Below are 17162 nucleotides of genomic sequence, written 5' to 3'. Positions count from 1 at the left end.
CCGCCGTACGCCTTCCTGCAAACCGTGTACCCCGAAAACCCGAAACCCGAGTCCGGGCAGATCCGCACCGGATCGGTGCCCGTACAGCCTACGGGGAGACGGAGCCCGGGGGCACGGTCAGCAGACCTCTTCGAGATCCCGCCACTCGCGGCTGTCCGGGCTGTCGGCGACCCAGCCGTCCAGCAGTCCCCGCACCAGTCCGGCCGGGGCGGCGAGCCCGCACTCGCGTTCGGGGACCCAGAGGCCGCCCGCCGTGCGGTGTCCCAGCGGGCCGGGGTGACCGGGCTCACTGTGGTCGTGCGGGTCGAGGTGCTCGCCGTCGCCCTCGTCGCTCTCCATCCGGCTCTCCGAACAGGAACGGCAGAGCAGCCGCACCGACGAAGACCAGTCCTCGGCGGCGAACCCGGCGTCCGAGGCGAGCTTCTCCAGCGCGTCCCGGTCCTCCTCGGTGGCCGCCTCCAGCAGCACCACCCAGGTCGGCACCGGCGAGGGCGCCCAGAGCTCGATCTCGTCGAAGACCGGGTACGAAGGACCCGCGGCGGTCACCCGCTCCCCGTTGGGCACCCCGTCGTGCAGCACGACCTCGCCCCAGCGGCGCCCGGAGGACGGCAGCGGGATCGACAGCACCTCGATCCGGGCCGGGTCGAGCCGGCGCCCCCAGACCACCTCGGCCTCGCCCTCCGGCGACAGCCGCACCGCGGCGCTGCCCAGCTCCATGCCGGTCGGCTCGGTGGTGGCGGCGGCCCCCTGCGCCCCGGTGCCGGGCACCTTCAGCCCGTACGCCTGCCAGGCGCGGCGGGCCAGTGGCCAGTCCTGCAGCGCGGTCGCGGCGATGCCGACGTTCCACCAGTCCGGCGCGCCGGACTCGCGGTCCAGCAGTGCGACGGCCCGCAGCCCCGCCGACCGCGCCTGCTCCCAGTCGTGCCGGAACTTGTGCAGCAGCGCCAGGTTGAACCAGGACTCGGAGAGCCAGGGTTCCAGGTCCGCCGCGCGCGTCAGCAGCGCTCCCGCGTCCTCGTACCGGCCGTCGCCGATCAGCGTGAACGCGCGGTCCGTGGCCTGCCGCCACGAGGCGGACGGCCGATGCCGTGCCTTCCCGAAGATCCTCACGATTCCCGCCTGTCCCGACTGGACACCCTCTTCTTTCGCATCCAACCATGCCCGGCCGGACGCCCGCTCATTACCCATGGGTTACCCCGTCCGTACCCGGGGCGGGCCGCCCCTCGCCAGGACTCCGGCCAGTGCCTCGACCACCTGCGGCTGGTAGTCGCGACCGGTACCGATGCGCAACTGCTCCAGGGCCTCCAGAGCCCCTCCCACGCCTTCCCCGCGCAGGTCCTCGTACGCGTTGACGGTACGGACGATCCGCGCGGTGAGCGGCTGCTCCCGGTACGGGTCCGCCTGCCGTTCCACCACCACCGCCACCTTCGCGTCCACCCCGGTCTGCCGCACCACGGCCCCGCCCAGCAGCGCGATCCGGCGCTGCTCGGCGGCGGGCAGCCGGGCGGTGGCCCCGTCCGCCAGCGGATCGACGAGGGAGAGCTGACCGATGTCGTGCATCAGCGCCGCGTACTCCAGCACGGTCAGCTCGCTGCCCGCCAGCCCCAGCTCGCGCCCGACCGCCGTGGAGAGCTCGGCGACCCGGTGGGCGTGGCCGGGCGGGGTGTACCCGGCGATCTCGGTGGCGCGGGCCAGCGAGGCGATGGTCTGCCGGTAGGTCGCGCGGACCGCCGCGTACCGGCGGAAGGAGACCTGGGTGAGGAGGAGCGGTACGCACACCACGGGCAGTGCCCACAGCCCGGCGACCGCCACCCCGAGCGCCATCACCGCACCGGTCGCGCAGACCGCGGACCCGATGCCGGGCAGGCCGCAGAGCTCGTCGCGCAGGTGCGAGCCGTACGGGTAGCGGGTCCGCGCCGCCAGCACGAACGCGGCGAGCACCGCGTCGCACAGCGCCGTCAGCCCCAGCAGCCCGACCAGGAGGACGGCGTACGCGGGTCCCTCCCCCAGTGCCCCGGTGAACTGCTCGGCGTCGCGCAACGGCTGGAAGCAGACGGCGGCGAAGGCGACGGTCAGCACCCGGCGGGCCGCCCGGTCGAGCTCGGGACCGCCGCCGGGCACCGGGCGCAGCCGGACGGGCCGCACGGTCGCCACCCGGCCCAGCGACGGCACGGCGGCGAGGAGCTGGGCCGCGACGACGACGGTGATCACCTGGAGCACCCCCTGCCCGGTCGGCTCCCCGGCGCTGCGCCCGAGCAGGGCGTACGCGAGGGCCCCGGCGGCGCCGAGCGGCGCGGGTTCCCGCTCGCCGGGCGCCCGCTGGCGCACCCCCGGCCCGTGCCGGGCCGCCGGTGCCAGCTCGCCGAGGGCGACGAGCACGCCGAAGGCGAGGGCGTGGCCGGGTTCGGCGAGCCCGGACCAGAGGGTGTGGACCACGGCGACGAGCGTCAGCGCGAGGGCGGCGACGTGCAGCACGCGGACCGCGGACCGCGTCCCGCCGCCGGGGACGCCGGAGAAGCCCTGGTGGCCGGGGAAGCCGGAGAAGCCCGGGAAGCCGGAGAAACCGTTCACCGCTCGCTCCGTCCGTCGCCCTCGGCGGTCCGGCCCGCGCCCGCCGCGCCCGCCGCTCCCCCGGCGCCCGGCGCCCGCCCGCGCGGGGGCGGCAGCGTGGCCTCGTCCGAGGTCACGGCGACCGTCGCCGCCGACCAGCCGTACCGGTCCACGGCCCGCACCAGCGCCCGCACCATCCGGGGATCGAACTGGCTGCCCGCGCAGCGGCGCAGCTCCGCCACGGCGGCGTCCACCGGGCGCCCCCGCCGGTAGGACCGGTTGGAGGTCATGGCGTCGAAGGCGTCGGCGACGGCGACCACCCGGGCGAACTCGGGGATGTGGGCGCCCCGGAGCCCGTGCGGGTAGCCGCTGCCGTCCAGCCGCTCGTGGTGGTGGAGGATCGCCGCTCTGGCCTCGTCGAGGAAGTCGATGCCCCGCACGATCTCGTGGCCGTACTCGGGGTGCAGTTCGATGACCCGCCGCTCCTCCGGGGTGAGCGGCCCGTCCTTGCGCAGCACCCGGGTCGGTACGCCGAGTTTGCCGACGTCGTGCAGGATGCCGGCGAAGCGCAGGGCCTCCACCCGCTCGGGCGCCATGCCGATCTCGCGGGCGATGAGGACGGACGCGCGGCCGACGCGCTCGCTGTGGCCGCGCGTGTAGGTGTCCTTGATGTCGACGGCCTGCACGAGGGCGCGGATGGTGGCCCGGTGCGCGGCGTGCTCCCGGTGGTACTGGGCGAACACCCAGCAGGAGATGTACATCGGCAGCAGCACGAAGAGCGAGGAGAGCGGGCCGTAGGGGCCGCGCCACAGCACCGCCACCATCAGCCCGGCGAGCGCGTGCACGAGGTGCGGCCCGGCCGAGTGGGCGAACAGCCCGTGCCAGGCGCTCCTGACCGGGAGGTGTTCGGCCGGAATCCGGATGGCACCGTCGAGCAGGGCGAGGACGAGGCTGAAGGCGAGGGCGGCGGCGCAGGCGGGCAGCAGCACGTACGGGAAGTCGGGCGCGGCGCCCCGCTGTCCGCCCGGCCCGTGCGGACCGCCCAGCGCGCCCGCACCGGCGAGCGCCCCGTAGACCGAGGAGGCAGCCCAGACGGTGACCGCGAGCTGCGCGGCCCGCCAGACGCGGCGTGCGGTGGCCGGCCGGTGTTCGACCCGCCCGGCCAGCGCTCCGGGTACGGCGACGAGCGCGGCGGCCGAGGGCGGCAGCAGGAAGGCGGCGGCGAACAGGAACGGGAAGAACGATCCGGCCCGTGCGGGCACCCGCTCGCCGAAGAAGGGGCAGCGGCCGGGGAGTTCGCCCGCCAGGTAGACCGCGGCCAGCAGGCCGAGGCTGTGCCAGGCCACGGGCGCCCCGCCGCTCGCGGCGCGCTCCGGTCCGGTCCAGGGGACCTGGGTGAGTACGGGGCCGAGGCAGCCCAGGGCGCAGACCGCCACGGCCGCGATGAACGCGCGTGCCGCGACCGGTGTTCTCCTCATGCCTGCACCCGCCCCCGCGTGGTCGATGGAGGCGTCACGCTAGCGAGTGGACGGAGCGCTGGTGGCGCAACGATCCTGATTAGCGCGTTCGAGTGATGCGGCCGGGGGCCGTCCGCCCGGGGGGAAGGGTCGGACGCTCACGCGCGACGGCCCGGCACGGCACGTGCGGGCCCGGAACGCCCGTGGGGCGCACCGCGTACCGCGCGGTGCGCCCCACGGGCGTCGTTCTCGCCGTCCCGCTATTCGGCGGTGGCCGCCGGACGGCCGGTGTCGCCCAGCGCCACGTCCTGGTCCGGCACGGCCTGGCCGGAACGGATCAGGTCGATCCGTCCCATCACCTTCGAGCGCAGGTCGGTCGGGACGTCGTCCTGACCGCAGCAGCGCTTGACCAGCTTCTTCACGGCCTGCTCCAGGCCGTACTTCTCCAGGCACGGGGAGCACTCACCGAAGTGCGTCTCGAACTTGGTGCAGTCGCCCTCGGGCATCTCGTGGTCGAGGAACTCGTAGAGATGGTCGAGAACCTCTGAGCAGTCCGTCTCGTGCGGCTCTCCGCAGCTCATGAGGCCGAGCCTTTCCGATCGTCCGACTCACCGGCGCCGGCGGGAACCAGCCCGCGCTCGCGGGCGTAGTCCTCCAGCATGCCGCGCAGCTGGCGGCGTCCGCGGTGCAGTCGGGACATCACCGTACCGATGGGAGTCCCCATGATGTCCGCGATCTCCTTGTAGGCAAAGCCCTCGACGTCCGCGAGATAGACCGCTATGCGGAACTCCTCGGGGATCGCCTGGAGCGCCGACTTCACGTCGGAGTCCGGGAGGTGGTCGAGAGCCTGGGACTCCGCCGATCGCAGCCCGGTCGACATGTGCGACTCGGCCCGCGCCAGCTGCCAGTCCTCGATCTCCTCGGCGGCGCTTCGCTGGGGCTCACGCTGCTTCTTGCGGTACGAGTTGATGAAGGTATTGGTGAGAATGCGGTACATCCACGCCTTGAGGTTGGTGCCCTCGCGGAACTGGTGGAAGGAGCCGTACGCCTTCGCGTAGGTCTCCTGGACCAGGTCCTCGGCGTCCGCGGGGTTGCGCGTCATGCGCAGCGCCGCGGAGTACATCTGGTCGAGAAAGACGAGCGCGTCCCGCTCGAAACGTGCGTTCCGCTCGTCCGTCGTCTCCTCCGGGCGGCCGTCGTCGGTCCCTGTGTCGTTACCAGTGACCGGACCCACCTCCTCCAACGCTGTTGCGAGGCCGAAACCGGACCCGCTCGCATCGGAGAATAGTCGACCTTGGTTACGCGCGTGCGGTCGATCGCTTCCGCCCGGCGCGCGCTCGGGAGTGGTCTTCGGTGCGTGCAGCACCGTCCACTCCAGATCCGCGGCGTTCGAGCGACGCGGGCAGATGGTCGAACCCATGCGACGGACTCCCTCTCCACAACCAGAAAGACGTGTGCCGGTGTACCGGAGGTGCCGGTGTACCGATCGCCTCGGCGTACCGGGCGCCGATGTACCGAACAACAGCGGCCCCCCGGCCCGCATTCCCCACGCCCGCGGGCTCCCGGCGGGGTGTGACAGGGACCACGTCGGCGGGGGCCCGGCCGGCTCAGGCGGGGAGCCGGTCCAGCCAGCCGGTGACGGCGCCGGTCAGGATCTCCGTCGCCTGGGCCTCCGTCAGGCCGGAGCGCCTGGGCACCGCGAAGCCGTGGTCGCCGTGCGGGACCTCCGCCATCTCGTACGCGCCGGAGGGGAATTCGGCCGGGCGTCCGAAGGGGTCGTTGCCGCCCTGCACCACCAGGGTGGGGACGCCGGTGCCCAGCAGTTCGTCGGCACGGGACTTCTCCGGCCTGCCCGGCGGGTGCAGCGGGAAGCTGAGCGCGAGGACGGCGTGGGCGCCGAGCTCGCCCGCCGTGCGGCAGGCGACCCGCGCCCCGGCGCTGCGCCCGCCCGCGACGACCGGCGGGCCGGGGGCGGCCAGCTCGGGCCAGACGGCACGCCAGCCGGCGTCCAGGGTCTTCGGGGCCGGGGCGACCTTCTTGCCCGCGACCCGCCAGGGCTGCTCCACCAGGGCGACGCTCACCCCGTGTCCGGGTGCGGCGGCGGCCAGGGCCGCCAGGTCCCGCGCCTCGATGCCGCCGCCCGCGCCGTGGCCGAGGGCCAGCACCAGCCGGGCGCCGGGCGCGGGGAACCAGGTGATCCGGGCGTCCCCCGCGGGGGTGGCGACGGTGACGGGCCGGGCGGCCCGGACGTTTCGCTCGCTGCTCATGGGCCCCATCCTGCCGGTGCCCGGCCCGCCGTCAGAACAGCGTGGCCTCCTCGGGCGCGGCCAGCTCCTCCTGGAGTTCGGGGCCGTTGTTGCGGACGTTGCTGACGGCGGTGGCGACGGGGTAGGCGCGCATCAGTCCGCCCTCGGGCGGGGCGGTCAGCGCGCGCAGCTCCTCGCCGTCGGTCCGCGCGGGGTCGAGCCAGGCGTCCCAGCGGTCGGGGGTCAGCATCAGGGGCATCCGGGGGTGGATGTCGGCGAGTGCGGACGGGCCCTCGGCGGGGGCGACGGCGAGCGGGGTGGTCTCCGCCTCGGTGGTGAGCACGGAGCAGGTCGCCCACCACGCCTGCGGGTGGTCGGGCGGGAGGGTGGCGTCGCGCCAGAACTCGTAGAGCCCGGCCATCGCGAAGACCGACCCGTCGGCGGGGGTCACGAAGTACGGCTGCTTGCGGGGGCGCTTCTTCTTCCCCTGCTCCTCCAGCTGCCGCTCGTCGGCGCCGGTCATCCACTCGTAGTAGCCGTCGGCGGGGAGGATGCAGCGGCGCTGGAGGAAGGCGGTGCGGAAGGAGGGCTTCTCGTGGACGGTCTCGGCGCGGGCGTTGATCATCCGCGCGGCGCCCTCCGGCGTCTTGGACCAGGAGGGTACGAGGCCCCACTTGAGGGTACGGAGCTGGCGAACCGGACGGCGGTCCGCCGCGTCTTTCAAGGGGCGTTCCAGTACGGCGTAGACCTCCTTGGTCGGCGCCACGTTCCAGTCGGGGTCCAGAGTCTCGTCCGGGTCCCACCGCTCCACCTGGAAGAGTCCGGTCAGGTCCTCGGGCCGCCGGCTCGCCGCATAACGTCCGCACATGTCTGCCAGCCTGCCACGAACCCCCGTCCCCGCCGCAAGGAGTCCCAGCCGCAATGGACAGCAACGAACTGGGCGCCCTGTGGGACCGGGTGTTCGGCACCCAGCCCGCGCCGGAGCAGTGGCTGGTGGTGGTGACCGCGACCGCCGCGCTCGTCGCCGTCGTACCGAACGCGCTGTGGCGGCTGACCCGCAACTCGATCACCATCGCCCACGAGGGCGGCCACGGGCTGGTCGCCCTGCTCACCGGGCGGCAGCTCTCCGGCATCCGGCTGCACTCGGACACCAGTGGGCTGACCGTCAGCCGGGGAAAGCCGACCGGAATCGGCATGATCCTCACCGCCGCCGCCGGATACACCGCGCCCTCGCTGCTCGGCCTCGGCGGCGCGTGGCTGCTGACCAACGGCCGCATCACGCTGCTGCTGTGGCTGGCCACCGCGCTGCTCGCGGTGATGCTGGTGATGATCCGCAATCTGTACGGGGCGCTGACCGTGATCTTCACGGGCTCCCTGTTCCTGCTGGTCTCCTGGCTGACCTCGGCCGCCGTGCAGTCGGCGTTCGCGTACGCGGTGGTCTGGTTCCTGCTGATGGGCGGGGTCCGGCCGGTCTTCGAGCTCCAGTCGAAGCGACGCCACGGCGGCGCACCCGACTCCGACGCCGACCAGCTGGCCCGGCTGACGGACGCCCCGGCCTGGCTCTGGCTGTTCCTCTTCCACGCGGTGTCGCTCTGCTCGCTCATCGGCGGCGGACGCTGGCTGCTGGGCGTCTGACCGGCTCGGGGGCCGTGTTCCCCCGGGGGACACGCCCCGGAGCCCGACGCCGCCCGTCGCGGAGCCCTTCTCCGGACACCCCCTAAAGTGAGGGCATGACCGAAAGTTCCGTGCACCCCGCCCTCTGGCCCGCCCCCCACGCGAGCGGCCCCGTCGACGCGACCGTCACCGTGCCCGGTTCCAAGTCGGTCACCAACCGGGCGCTGGTCCTGGCCGCCCTCGCCGCCGAGCCCGGCTGGCTGCGCCGCCCGCTGCGCTCGCGCGACACCCTGCTGATGGCCCAGGCGCTGCGCGCGATGGGCGTCCGCATCGAGGAGACGGTGTCGTCGAGCTCGTCGGCCACCGACGGTCCGGACGTCACCGGCGAGGCGTGGCGGGTCATCCCCGCCGGGCTGCACGGCCCGGTCACCGTCGACGTCGGCAACGCCGGTACGGTCATGCGCTTCCTGCCCCCGGTCGCCACGCTCGCGGACGGCCCGGTCCACTTCGACGGCGACCCGCGTTCCTACGAGCGTCCGCTGCACGGCGTCATCGACGCGCTGCGCGCGCTCGGCGCCCGGATCGAGGACGGCGAGCGCGGCTCGCTCCCGCTGACGGTGCACGGCGCGGGCGCGCTGGAGGGTGGTCCGGTACGCATCGACGCCTCCGCCTCCTCGCAGTTCGTCTCGGCGCTGCTGCTCTCCGCCCCCCGGTTCAACCAGGGCGTGGAGGTACGGCACGTGGGCTCGTCGCTGCCGTCGATGCCGCACATCCGGATGACGGTGGAGATGCTGCGCGCGGTCGGCGCCCAGGTGGACGAGCCGGAGACGGGCGGCGAGCCGGACGTCTGGCGGGTCTCCCCCTCCGCGCTGCTCGGCCGCGACCTGACGATCGAGCCCGACCTCTCCAACGCCCAGCCGTTCCTGGCCGCCGCCCTGGTGACCGGCGGGCGCGTCACCGTACGCGACTGGCCGGAGCGCACCACACAGCCCGGGGACGCGCTGCGTGAGCTGTTCACGGCGATGGGCGGTTCCTGCGAGCTGACGCCGCGGGGCCTCACCTTCACGGGTTCCGGAAGGATCCACGGCATCGACGCGGACCTCGGCGAGGTCGGCGAGCTGACGCCGGGTATCGCGGCCGTCGCGGCGCTCGCCGACTCCCCGTCCACGCTGCGCGGGGTCGCCCATCTGCGGCTGCACGAGACGGACCGGCTGGCGGCGCTCACCAAGGAGATCAACGAGCTCGGCGGCGACGTCACCGAGACGGCGGACGGCCTGCACATCCGGCCGCGCCCGCTGCGCGGCGGGGTGTTCCACACCTACGACGACCACCGGATGGCGACGGCGGGCGCGATCATCGGCCTGGTGGTGCCCGGTGTGCAGATCGAGAACGTGGGGACGACCGCGAAGACGCTGCCGGACTTCCCGGACATGTGGACCGGCATGCTCGGTGCCGGAGCCTAGAAAATGCGCCGCTACGGGAAGAACCCCGACGAGGACGACATCCGCGTCCGCCCGAACCGCAAGGGCAACCGCCCCCGCACCCACACCCGGCCCAAGCACGAGGACGCCGAGGACGGCATGGTCCTCACGGTCGACCGGGGCCGGCTGACCTGCCTCGTGGACGGGCGCACGGTCGTCGCGATGAAGGCCCGCGAGCTGGGCCGCAAGGCCGCCGTGGTCGGCGACACCGTGTCGATCGTCGGGGACCTCTCCGGCGACAAGGACACCCTGGCGCGGATCGTCCGCATCGGCGAGCGCCGCTCGGTGCTGCGCCGCACGGCCGACGACGACGACCCGTTCGAGCGGGTGGTGGTGGCCAACGCCGACCAGCTCGCCATCGTCACGGCGCTCGCCGATCCGGAGCCGCGCCCGCGCATGATCGACCGGTGCCTCGTCGCCGCGTACGACGGCGGGCTGACCCCGCTCCTGGTGCTCACCAAGTCCGACCTGGCGTCCCCGGACAAGCTCCTGGAGGCGTACACGCCGCTGGGTGTGCCGTTCATCGTCACCAACCGGGAGGAGCTGGCGAACGGCGACGCGGCCGACCGGGTGCGCGAGCAGCTGAACGGCAAGATCACCGCCTTCGTCGGGCACTCGGGGGTCGGCAAGACCACGCTGGTCAACGCCCTGGTGCCGGAGGACCGGCGGCGTACGACGGGTCATGTCAACGCGGTCACCGGGCGGGGCCGGCACACCACCACGTCGGCGCTGGCGCTGCCGCTGCCCGACGGCGCGGGGTGGGTGGTCGACACCCCGGGCGTGCGCTCGTTCGGGCTGCACCACATCGACCCGTCCCGGGTGATCAACGCGTTCCCCGACCTCCAGCCGGGCACCGAGGACTGCCCGCGCGGCTGCACCCACGACGACAACGCGCCGGAGTGCGCGCTCGACGCGTGGGTGGCCGGCGGGCACGCCGATCCGGCGCGGCTCTACTCGCTGCGCCGGCTGCTGGCGACCCGCGAACGCCGCGAGGGCGACTGACCGGGGAGCGCACCGGCACCACCACCGGTGCGGTCACCGGCGGGTCCGCCCGTCGCGACGCGCGCACGTTTGCGACGGTGCGACGGTGGTAGGGGCATAATCGCAGCGAGCGGGCGAACCGGTCACCGAGGCGGAGGACTACGGACGATGGCGTGGCTGCTGGTCGTGGTCGCAGGACTGCTGGAGACCGGCTTCGCCGTGTGTCTGAAGCTCTCGCACGGGTTCACCCGGCTCTGGCCGACGATCGCGTTCGCCGCGTTCGCGCTCGCCAGTTTCGGCCTGCTGACCCTCTCCCTGCGGAAGCTCGACGTGGGGCCCGCCTACGCGGTGTGGACCGGTATCGGGGCCGCCGGTACGGCGATCTACGGCATGGTCTTCCTGGACGACGTGGTGTCCGTGCTGAAGCTCGTCTCGATCTCGCTGGTGATCATCGGCGTGATCGGCCTCCAGCTCTCCGGCTCCGCGCACTGACCGCTGCCGCACTCCCGGTGCTCCGACCGGGTGGCGCCGGGCCGTGTGGCCCCGCGCGGACCCGGCTGGATACTGTGACGGCATGCCCGACTACCACGATGATCTGCGACTCGCCCATGTACTGGCGGACGCCGCCGACGCGGCGACGATGGACCGGTTCAAGGCCCTCGACCTCAAGGTGGAGACCAAACCGGACATGACTCCGGTGAGCGAGGCCGACAAGGCCGCCGAGGAGCTGATCCGCGGCCACCTGCACCGGGCCCGCCCGCGCGACGCGATCCTGGGCGAGGAGTACGGGCTGGAGGGCACCGGTCCCCGTCGCTGGGTGATCGACCCGATCGACGGCACCAAGAACTACGTGCGCGGGGTACCGGTCTGGGCGACCCTGATCTCGCTGATGGAGGCGGGCGAGGACGGTTTCCAGCCGGTGGTCGGCGTGGTCTCCGCGCCCGCGCTCAGCCGGCGCTGGTGGGCGGCGAAGGGGTCCGGGGCGTTCTCCGGCCGCAGCCTCACCGCCGCGACCCGGCTCCAGGTCTCGAAGGTCGGGCAGATCTCGGACGCCTCCTTCGCGTACTCCTCGCTGACCGGCTGGGAGGAGCAGGGGCGGCTGGACGGTTTCCTCGATCTGTCGCGGGCCTGCTGGCGGACGCGGGGATACGGCGACTTCTGGTCGTACATGATGGTCGCCGAGGGTGCCGTGGACATGTGCGCGGAGCCCGAGCTCTCGCTCTGGGACATGGCGGCCACCGCGATCGTGGTGCAGGAGGCGGGCGGCAGCTTCACCGGCCTGGACGGCGTCCCCGGCCCGGGCGGCGGCAACGCAGCCGCGTCGAACGGTCTGCTCCACGACGAACTGCTGGGCTATCTCAACCAGCGCTACTGACGGCCGCGCCGCCGGGCCCGGGGGTACCGCCCCGACCGGCGGAGCGCCCGGGGCGCCCGGGGACCGCAGGGCGTGCGCGCGCACGCCCTGCGGCGGCTCCCCGTACCTCTTGTCGGGCCGCGAGCGGGGTGCCATCCTGAAATCCCCGCTTGTGAACTTGTGAATCGGCTCACGTTCCGGCCGGTCCACCAAGGAGGTGCCCCCGTCATGCTGGTCCGAGACGCCATGACCACCGTGGTGCTCACCATCGGCCCCACCCACACACTCCGCCAGGCAGCCGCCCTGATGTCGGCCCGCCGGGTCGGGGCCGCCGTCGTCCACGACCCGGACACCTGCGGATTCGGCATCATCACCGAAAGAGACGTCCTCGACGCCGTCGGGCTCGGCCAGGATCCCGACCGGGAGGCGGTGTCCGGCCACACCACCACGGACGTGGTCTTCGCCGCCCCCACCTGGACGCTGGAGGAAGCCGCCCAGGCCATGACGCACGGCGGGTTCCGCCACCTGATCGTGCTGGACGAGGGCGGCCCGGTCGGGCTGGTGTCGGTCCGCGACATCATCCGCTGCTGGGCCCCGCTGCGCCGCCGCCACGCGGTCGAACTGGCCGGCTGACCCCTGCGTGCGGGCAGGACGGGCCGGACACCCGGGTGGTGTCCGGCCCGTCCTGGCGTACGCGACGCGTTCGGCGGTCAGGCGCGCAGGGCCTGGACCGCGTCCTCCAGCCGCTTGCCGAAGTCGCCGTCGGCCTGGCGGAAGTTGTTCACCGCGCGCTCGGCGATCTCGTCGCGCGAGACCTTGGCGATGAACTGGGCGAGGTTGTCGACCAGCCGCGCCTTCTCGTCCTCGGAGAGCAGCCGGTAGAGGTTGCCCGCCTGCACGAAGTCGTCGTCCTCGGCGTGGCTCGGTGCCACGTGGTTGCCGGTGGCACCGTCGACCGGGACGGGCTGCCAGAGCGGCCGGCCGGTCTGGGCCGGGCCGCCGAAGCTGTTCGGCTCGTAGTTCTTCGCACCGGCGTGGCGGCCGTCGTAGAGGAAGCCGTCACGGCTGTTGGTCCGCGCCTCGGTGGCGTGCGGGCGGTTCACCGGCAGGTGGTCGGCGTTGATGCCGACGCGGTAGCGGTGGGCGTCGCCGTACGCGAAGAGGCGGCCCTGGAGCATCTTGTCCGGGGACGGGCCGATGCCGGGCACGAAGTGCGCGGGGCTGAAGATGGACTGCTCGACCTCGGCGAAGATGTTCTCCGGGTTGCGGTTGAGCTCCAGCTTCCCGATCTCGACCGGCGGGTAGTCCTCGTGCGGCCACACCTTGGTGAGGTCGAACGGGTTGAAGCGGTAGGTCGCCGCGTCCGCCGCGGGCATGATCTGCACCTGCACGGTCCAGGACGGGAAGTCGCCGCGCTCGATGGCCTCGCGCAGGTCGCGCTGGTGGCTGTCGGGGTCGACGCCGGAGAGGCGGTTGGCCTCCTCGGTGGTGAGGTTCTTGATGCCCTGGTCGGTCTTGAAGTGGTACTTGACCCAGAAGACCTCGCCGGCCTCGTTGTTCCACTGGTAGGTGTGCGAGCCGTACCCGTTCATGTGGCGCAGCGTCGCCGGTATCCCGCGGTCGCCGAAGAGCCAGGTGACCTGGTGGGTCGACTCGGGCGACAGCCCCCAGAAGTCCCAGACGTTGTCCGCTTCCTGCGAGCCGGTGTAGGGGTCGCGCTTCTGGGTGTGGATGAAGTCGGGGAACTTGATGGCGTCCTTGATGAAGAACACCGGGGTGTTGTTGCCGACGAGGTCGTAGTTGCCCTCTTCGGTGTAGAACTTCAGCGCGAAGCCGCGGGGGTCGCGCACGGCGTCGGCGGAGCCGAGGTTCCCGGCGACGGTCGAGAAGCGGAGGAAGGTCTCCGTCTCCTTGCCGACCTCGGAGAGGAACGCGGCGCGCGTCCACCGCGAGACGTCGCGGGTCAGCGTGAAGGTGCCGTAGGCACCGGCGCCGCGAGCGTGCACCACGCGCTCCGGGATGCGCTCCCGGTTGAAGTGGGCGAGCTTCTCCAGCAGCGCCTGGTCCTGCACGAGGACCGGACCGCCGACGCCCGCCGTCTCGCTGTTCTGGTTGTCGGCGACCGGAGCTCCGGCCTCCGTGGTGAGCGGTCCCTGCGTCACGTACGCCTCCTGCGTGATGTCCGCCGTCCGCCCGCCGTCTCCCGGCGGCGCGCACGGCCGTTCCCTCGGCTTCTGCCGGATCCGATCCTACGATGGACTTTGTCCAAGTCAAGTGAACATCCAAAGTCACACCTGTTCAGGACTCGGTTCCGCTCACTGTTAGGCTGATGTCATGAGTGACCTGCTGGAACGACTCCGTGGACGCGGCTGGCGCATGACGGCGCAGCGCCGCGTGGTCGCCGAGGTCCTCGACGGCGAACACGTACACCTGACCGCGGACGAGGTGCACGCGAGGGCCGTGGACCGCCTGCCCGAGATCTCCCGGGCGACCGTCTACAACACCCTGGGCGAGATGGTGTCGCTCGGCGAGGTGCTGGAGGTCTCCACGGACCGCCGCGCCAAGCGGTACGACCCGAACGCCCGCCGCCCCCACCACCACCTGGTCTGCGCGGGCTGCGGGGCCATCCGCGACGTCCACCCGGCCGGCAACCCGCTGGCGGACCTGCCGGCCGAGGAGCGCTTCGGCTTCACGGTGTCCGGCGTCGAGGTGACGTACCGCGGGCTCTGCCCGGACTGCGCGGCGACCGCCGCCTGATCTCCACCCACCACGACCGGCCGGGGCTCCTCACCGGCCGGTCGTTCGCGCGCGGCCCACTCGCGCGTGCGCGGCCCGGTCCCCGCGCGGGAGCGAACACGACGAAGGCCCGGATCCAGTGGATCCGGGCCTTCGTCCTTCAGTAGCGGGGACAGGATTTGAACCTGCGACCTCTGGGTTATGAGCCCAGCGAGCTACCGAGCTGCTCCACCCCGCGTCGTTGTGAATGCAACGTTACGTCACCCGCTCGGCCGTGGCAAATCCATTCAGCAGCGGGTGCCCGCCGGGACGCGCGGCGCGTCCGCGGGCACCCGCTCACGCCGTGAGTTCCTGGTGCAGCGCCTCCTGGAGGCGGGCGGCGCGCTCCGCGACCTCGGCGGGTCCCAGCTCGACCGCGCGGGCGCACCAGCGCTGGCCCTCGGTGAGCTCGCCCCGGCGGGCGGCGAGCAGCGCGAGGCGGAGCGCCGCCCGGCCGTGGCCGTCGTTGGCGGCGCGGCTCCACCAGAGGGCGGCCTCGCGCTCGCTGCCCTCGCGGGCCAGCAGCAGCCCGAGGTTGAAGGCGCCGTTGCGGCTGCCCGCCTCGGCGGCCTCGCGGTACCAGCGGGCGGCGCTCTCCACGTCGCCACGGGCGGCGCAGAGCATGCCGACCCGGACCTGGGCGCGGCGGTGGCCCTGCTCGGCGGCGCGCTCGTACCACTCCTCGCACTCGGTCTTCTCCGGCATCGGCTCGCCGAGCACCGGTGTCGCGCGCGGCGGGCGGCGCGCGTCGAGGACGCCGGCCAGCCGGAAGGCGGCTTCGGCGCTGCCTCCGCCGGCGGCGGTCCGCAGATGGCGTTCGGCCTCCTGGTCCTCGCCCCGGCGCAGCAGCGCCATGGCGACCTGGAGCGCCGCGTCGGTGTGTCCGGCGGCTGCCGCGCGCTTGTACCAGCTCAGCGCCGCGAGGTCCTCGTCCCGGCCGGCGTGCAGGATGCCGAGGTTGAAGGCGGCGTCCACGCTGCCCGCCTCGGCCGCCTTGGAGAACCAGGGTTCGGCGCCGGTCGCGTCCCCGGCCTGGAGGAGGAGCACGGCGAGCGCGTTGGACGCCTCGCGGTGACCCGCGTAGGCGGCCCGGCGGTACCACTGCTCGGCCTGCGGGGTGCGGTCCTGGGCGGCGCAGAGCAGCCCGAGGTTGTACGCCCCGTTCACGTCGCCCGCGTCCAGGGCGGCCCGGTACCAGCGCTCGGCGGTCTGCGGTTCGCCGCGGTCGGCGTGCAGGGCGCCGAGCGCGTTGGCGGCGTTGCCGTCGCCCTCCTGGGCGGCGCGCAGCCACCACACGGCGGCACTCTCCACGTCGCCGACGTCGCGCAGCAGGAAGGCGAGGGCGCACGCCGCGCGCGCCTCACCGGCCCGCGCGGCGGTGAGGTACCAGCGCCCGGCCTCCTTGAGCTCGCCGCGCCGCTCCAGGATGGCGCCGAGGTGCAGCGCGGCGCGGCGGTGGCCCCGGGCGGCGGCCTGCCGGTACCACTGCTCGGCCTCGCCGACGCGTCCTTCGGCGGGACCGGCGACCGGGCCGTCGCCGGGGGCGCCGACGACGTTCACCGGGGGCTCGACGGCCTCGGCGGGCATCCGCCCCAGCCCGAAGGCCTGGTGCGGGTCCTCGACGGCGTTGCGCTCGATGGTCCGGGCCAGGCGGTACGCGGCCTCCCGGTGCCCCTGCTCGGCGGCGGCGCGCAGCCAGCGCTCGGCGCCCACGTCGCTGCGGTGCTCCAGCAGGTCGGCGAGGGCGTAGGCGCCCAGCGCGTGGCCCTGTTCGGCGGACTGGCGCAGCCAGTACTCGGCGCCCGGCTCGTCGCCCCGCTCGCGCAGGTGGCGGCCGAGCGCGTGCGCGGCGGAGGCGGATCCGGCGACTGCCGCGATGCGCCACCAGCCGGCCGCCTCGTCCGGGTAGCCGCGCTGGTGCAGCAGGACGCCGAGGTTGTTGGCGGCGGCCCGGTCGCCGTCGGCGGTGGCCCCGCGCAGATAGGGCTCGGCGGCGTCGAGTTCGCCCCGGCGCAGCAGCAGTGCGCCGACGACGCTCATGGAGGCGGTGTCGCCCGCGTCGGCGGCACGCCGGTGGCGCTCCTCGGCCTCGGCGGACTCGGCGGTCTCCGCGGTGCCGATCGTGCCGGAGGTGTCTCCGGCGGCCCCGGCGTCGGCCATGTCGGCCGCGTCGGCCGCGGCCAGGACCCCGGCGGTGGTGTCCGTGTTTCCTGGCGTGACGGTGACCCCCGTCGTCTCGGTGGCCCCGGTGGTGAAGTCGTCACTGCTCACGGCCTGCTCGGCGGCCCCCGCCGCCTCGGCGGTGACCACGGCCGAGGCCGCGGCCGGCGCCCCCTTGGGGCTCCGTGTCCGCCGTTGCACAAACCGCCCTGTCTCCAACAGAGTTGCCCTGTCCCCCATAAATACCATCGTCGCACCACCTGTAACCCGCGTACACCTGGTATAGCGCGGACAGTGAGGTCACTTCAGCGTTTTGTCGACATGCCCACAGAGAGACAAGTCAAACACGGCCCCGGGCAACTGGTGCCCCGCGAACCGCACTTCACGCCCACTCTCCACAAGGGCATCACGACATGACGAAGGCCCGGATCCAGTGGATCCGGGCCTTCGTCCTTCAGTAGCGGGGACAGGATTTGAACCTGCGACCTCTGGGTTATGAGCCCAGCGAGCTACCGAGCTGCTCCACCCCGCGTCGTTGTGTTCA

At 73.5% G+C, this 17162-nt stretch carries 16 protein-coding genes and 2 tRNA genes; 7 read left to right on the top strand and 11 right to left on the bottom strand.

The window, feature by feature from the left end:
• Positions 1 to 117: 117 nt before the first annotated feature.
• From ACFWEE_RS24025 to ACFWEE_RS23995, 7 genes are all read right to left on the bottom strand, one after another.
• Positions 118 to 1110 (bottom strand): hypothetical protein, encoded by a 993-nt coding sequence (locus ACFWEE_RS24025; RefSeq protein WP_327177895.1) that lies wholly within the window; start codon positions 1108 to 1110, stop codon positions 118 to 120.
• An 81-nt stretch (positions 1111 to 1191) separates the two neighbouring features.
• Positions 1192 to 2472 carry an HD-GYP domain-containing protein gene (locus tag ACFWEE_RS24020; protein ID WP_386892024.1) on the bottom strand — a complete coding sequence of 427 codons (1281 nt, stop codon included), beginning with the start codon at positions 2470 to 2472 and terminating at the stop codon, positions 1192 to 1194.
• Positions 2473 to 2567: 95 nt separating this feature from the next.
• A complete protein-coding gene (locus ACFWEE_RS24015; protein WP_386891987.1) occupies positions 2568 to 4028 on the bottom strand; it encodes an HD-GYP domain-containing protein in 1461 nt (486 codons plus the stop codon).
• Positions 4029 to 4267: 239 nt separating this feature from the next.
• Entirely contained in the window at positions 4268 to 4588 is a 321-nt protein-coding gene (gene rsrA / locus ACFWEE_RS24010; RefSeq protein WP_386891985.1) for a mycothiol system anti-sigma-R factor, read from the bottom strand.
• Positions 4585 to 5241, bottom strand: coding sequence for a sigma-70 family RNA polymerase sigma factor (locus tag ACFWEE_RS24005; protein WP_266708915.1), 657 nt, complete (start codon positions 5239 to 5241; stop codon positions 4585 to 4587). The genes rsrA and ACFWEE_RS24005 overlap by 4 nt, the downstream gene beginning before the upstream one ends.
• 373 nt (positions 5242 to 5614) lie before the next feature.
• Positions 5615 to 6274: an alpha/beta family hydrolase gene (locus tag ACFWEE_RS24000; protein WP_386891982.1), complete on the bottom strand. Its 660-nt coding sequence runs from the start codon at positions 6272 to 6274 to the stop codon at positions 5615 to 5617.
• A 31-nt stretch (positions 6275 to 6305) separates the two neighbouring features.
• Positions 6306 to 7121, bottom strand: coding sequence for an SOS response-associated peptidase (locus tag ACFWEE_RS23995; protein ID WP_386891980.1), 816 nt, complete (start codon positions 7119 to 7121; stop codon positions 6306 to 6308).
• 53 nt (positions 7122 to 7174) lie between these two features.
• Between ACFWEE_RS23995 and ACFWEE_RS23990 the strand changes: the two genes are divergently transcribed.
• The 6 genes from ACFWEE_RS23990 to ACFWEE_RS23965 all read left to right on the top strand — a co-directional run bounded on the left by ACFWEE_RS23990 (position 7175) and on the right by ACFWEE_RS23965 (position 12316).
• Positions 7175 to 7888, top strand: coding sequence for a M50 family metallopeptidase (locus ACFWEE_RS23990; protein ID WP_386891979.1), 714 nt, complete (start codon positions 7175 to 7177; stop codon positions 7886 to 7888).
• Positions 7889 to 7983: 95 nt separating this feature from the next.
• Positions 7984 to 9330 carry a 3-phosphoshikimate 1-carboxyvinyltransferase gene (gene aroA, locus ACFWEE_RS23985; RefSeq protein WP_386891977.1) on the top strand — a complete coding sequence of 449 codons (1347 nt, stop codon included), beginning with the start codon at positions 7984 to 7986 and terminating at the stop codon, positions 9328 to 9330.
• A 3-nt stretch (positions 9331 to 9333) separates the two neighbouring features.
• Positions 9334 to 10350: a ribosome small subunit-dependent GTPase A gene (gene rsgA, locus ACFWEE_RS23980; RefSeq protein ID WP_386891975.1), complete on the top strand. Its 1017-nt coding sequence runs from the start codon at positions 9334 to 9336 to the stop codon at positions 10348 to 10350.
• Between the two features lie 147 nt (positions 10351 to 10497).
• Positions 10498 to 10821 carry a multidrug efflux SMR transporter gene (locus ACFWEE_RS23975; RefSeq protein WP_327177888.1) on the top strand — a complete coding sequence of 108 codons (324 nt, stop codon included), beginning with the start codon at positions 10498 to 10500 and terminating at the stop codon, positions 10819 to 10821.
• Between the two features lie 82 nt (positions 10822 to 10903).
• Entirely contained in the window at positions 10904 to 11704 is an 801-nt protein-coding gene (hisN, locus tag ACFWEE_RS23970; RefSeq protein ID WP_386891973.1) for a histidinol-phosphatase, read from the top strand.
• Between the two features lie 207 nt (positions 11705 to 11911).
• Complete coding sequence (locus ACFWEE_RS23965; RefSeq protein WP_386891972.1) at positions 11912 to 12316, top strand: cyclic nucleotide-binding/CBS domain-containing protein; 405 nt, start codon at positions 11912 to 11914, stop codon at positions 12314 to 12316.
• 77 nt (positions 12317 to 12393) lie between these two features.
• Here the strand turns inward: ACFWEE_RS23965 and ACFWEE_RS23960 are convergent, their stop codons facing one another.
• Positions 12394 to 13863, bottom strand: a complete 1470-nt coding sequence (locus ACFWEE_RS23960; protein ID WP_386892022.1) for a catalase — start codon at positions 13861 to 13863, stop codon at positions 12394 to 12396.
• Positions 13864 to 14017: 154 nt separating this feature from the next.
• Between ACFWEE_RS23960 and ACFWEE_RS23955 the strand changes: the two genes are divergently transcribed.
• Positions 14018 to 14440 (top strand): Fur family transcriptional regulator, encoded by a 423-nt coding sequence (locus ACFWEE_RS23955; protein WP_386891970.1) that lies wholly within the window; start codon positions 14018 to 14020, stop codon positions 14438 to 14440.
• A gap of 143 nt (positions 14441 to 14583) precedes the next feature.
• Here ACFWEE_RS23955 and ACFWEE_RS23950 read toward each other — a convergent pair.
• The 3 genes from ACFWEE_RS23950 to ACFWEE_RS23940 form a co-directional block, all read right to left on the bottom strand.
• Positions 14584 to 14657: transfer RNA gene (locus ACFWEE_RS23950), tRNA-Met, on the bottom strand.
• A 98-nt stretch (positions 14658 to 14755) separates the two neighbouring features.
• Positions 14756 to 16867 carry a tetratricopeptide repeat protein gene (locus tag ACFWEE_RS23945; RefSeq protein ID WP_386891968.1) on the bottom strand — a complete coding sequence of 704 codons (2112 nt, stop codon included), beginning with the start codon at positions 16865 to 16867 and terminating at the stop codon, positions 14756 to 14758.
• A gap of 209 nt (positions 16868 to 17076) precedes the next feature.
• Positions 17077 to 17150: transfer RNA gene (locus ACFWEE_RS23940), tRNA-Met, on the bottom strand.
• Positions 17151 to 17162: the final 12 nt, after the last annotated feature.

Source organism: Streptomyces sp. NPDC060184 (assembly GCF_042728795.1).
Taxonomy (GTDB): Bacteria; Actinomycetota; Actinomycetes; order Streptomycetales; family Streptomycetaceae; genus Streptomyces.
Note: the sequence above shows the minus strand (reverse complement) of the source record. Positions and strands in the feature narration are given on the sequence as shown.

Coding starts and splice junctions, on each gene's coding strand:
- ACFWEE_RS24015 (WP_386891987.1), bottom strand. CDS start 4,028: ATGAGGAGAACACCGGTCGCGGCACGCGCGTTCATCGCGGCCGTGGCG.
- rsrA (WP_386891985.1), bottom strand. CDS start 4,588: ATGAGCTGCGGAGAGCCGCACGAGACGGACTGCTCAGAGGTTCTCGAC.
- ACFWEE_RS24000 (WP_386891982.1), bottom strand. CDS start 6,274: ATGAGCAGCGAGCGAAACGTCCGGGCCGCCCGGCCCGTCACCGTCGCC.
- ACFWEE_RS23995 (WP_386891980.1), bottom strand. CDS start 7,121: ATGTGCGGACGTTATGCGGCGAGCCGGCGGCCCGAGGACCTGACCGGA.
- ACFWEE_RS23990 (WP_386891979.1), top strand. CDS start 7,175: ATGGACAGCAACGAACTGGGCGCCCTGTGGGACCGGGTGTTCGGCACC.
- aroA (WP_386891977.1), top strand. CDS start 7,984: ATGACCGAAAGTTCCGTGCACCCCGCCCTCTGGCCCGCCCCCCACGCG.
- rsgA (WP_386891975.1), top strand. CDS start 9,334: ATGCGCCGCTACGGGAAGAACCCCGACGAGGACGACATCCGCGTCCGC.
- ACFWEE_RS23975 (WP_327177888.1), top strand. CDS start 10,498: ATGGCGTGGCTGCTGGTCGTGGTCGCAGGACTGCTGGAGACCGGCTTC.
- hisN (WP_386891973.1), top strand. CDS start 10,904: ATGCCCGACTACCACGATGATCTGCGACTCGCCCATGTACTGGCGGAC.
- ACFWEE_RS23965 (WP_386891972.1), top strand. CDS start 11,912: ATGCTGGTCCGAGACGCCATGACCACCGTGGTGCTCACCATCGGCCCC.
- ACFWEE_RS23955 (WP_386891970.1), top strand. CDS start 14,018: ATGAGTGACCTGCTGGAACGACTCCGTGGACGCGGCTGGCGCATGACG.
- ACFWEE_RS23945 (WP_386891968.1), bottom strand. CDS start 16,867: ATGGTATTTATGGGGGACAGGGCAACTCTGTTGGAGACAGGGCGGTTT.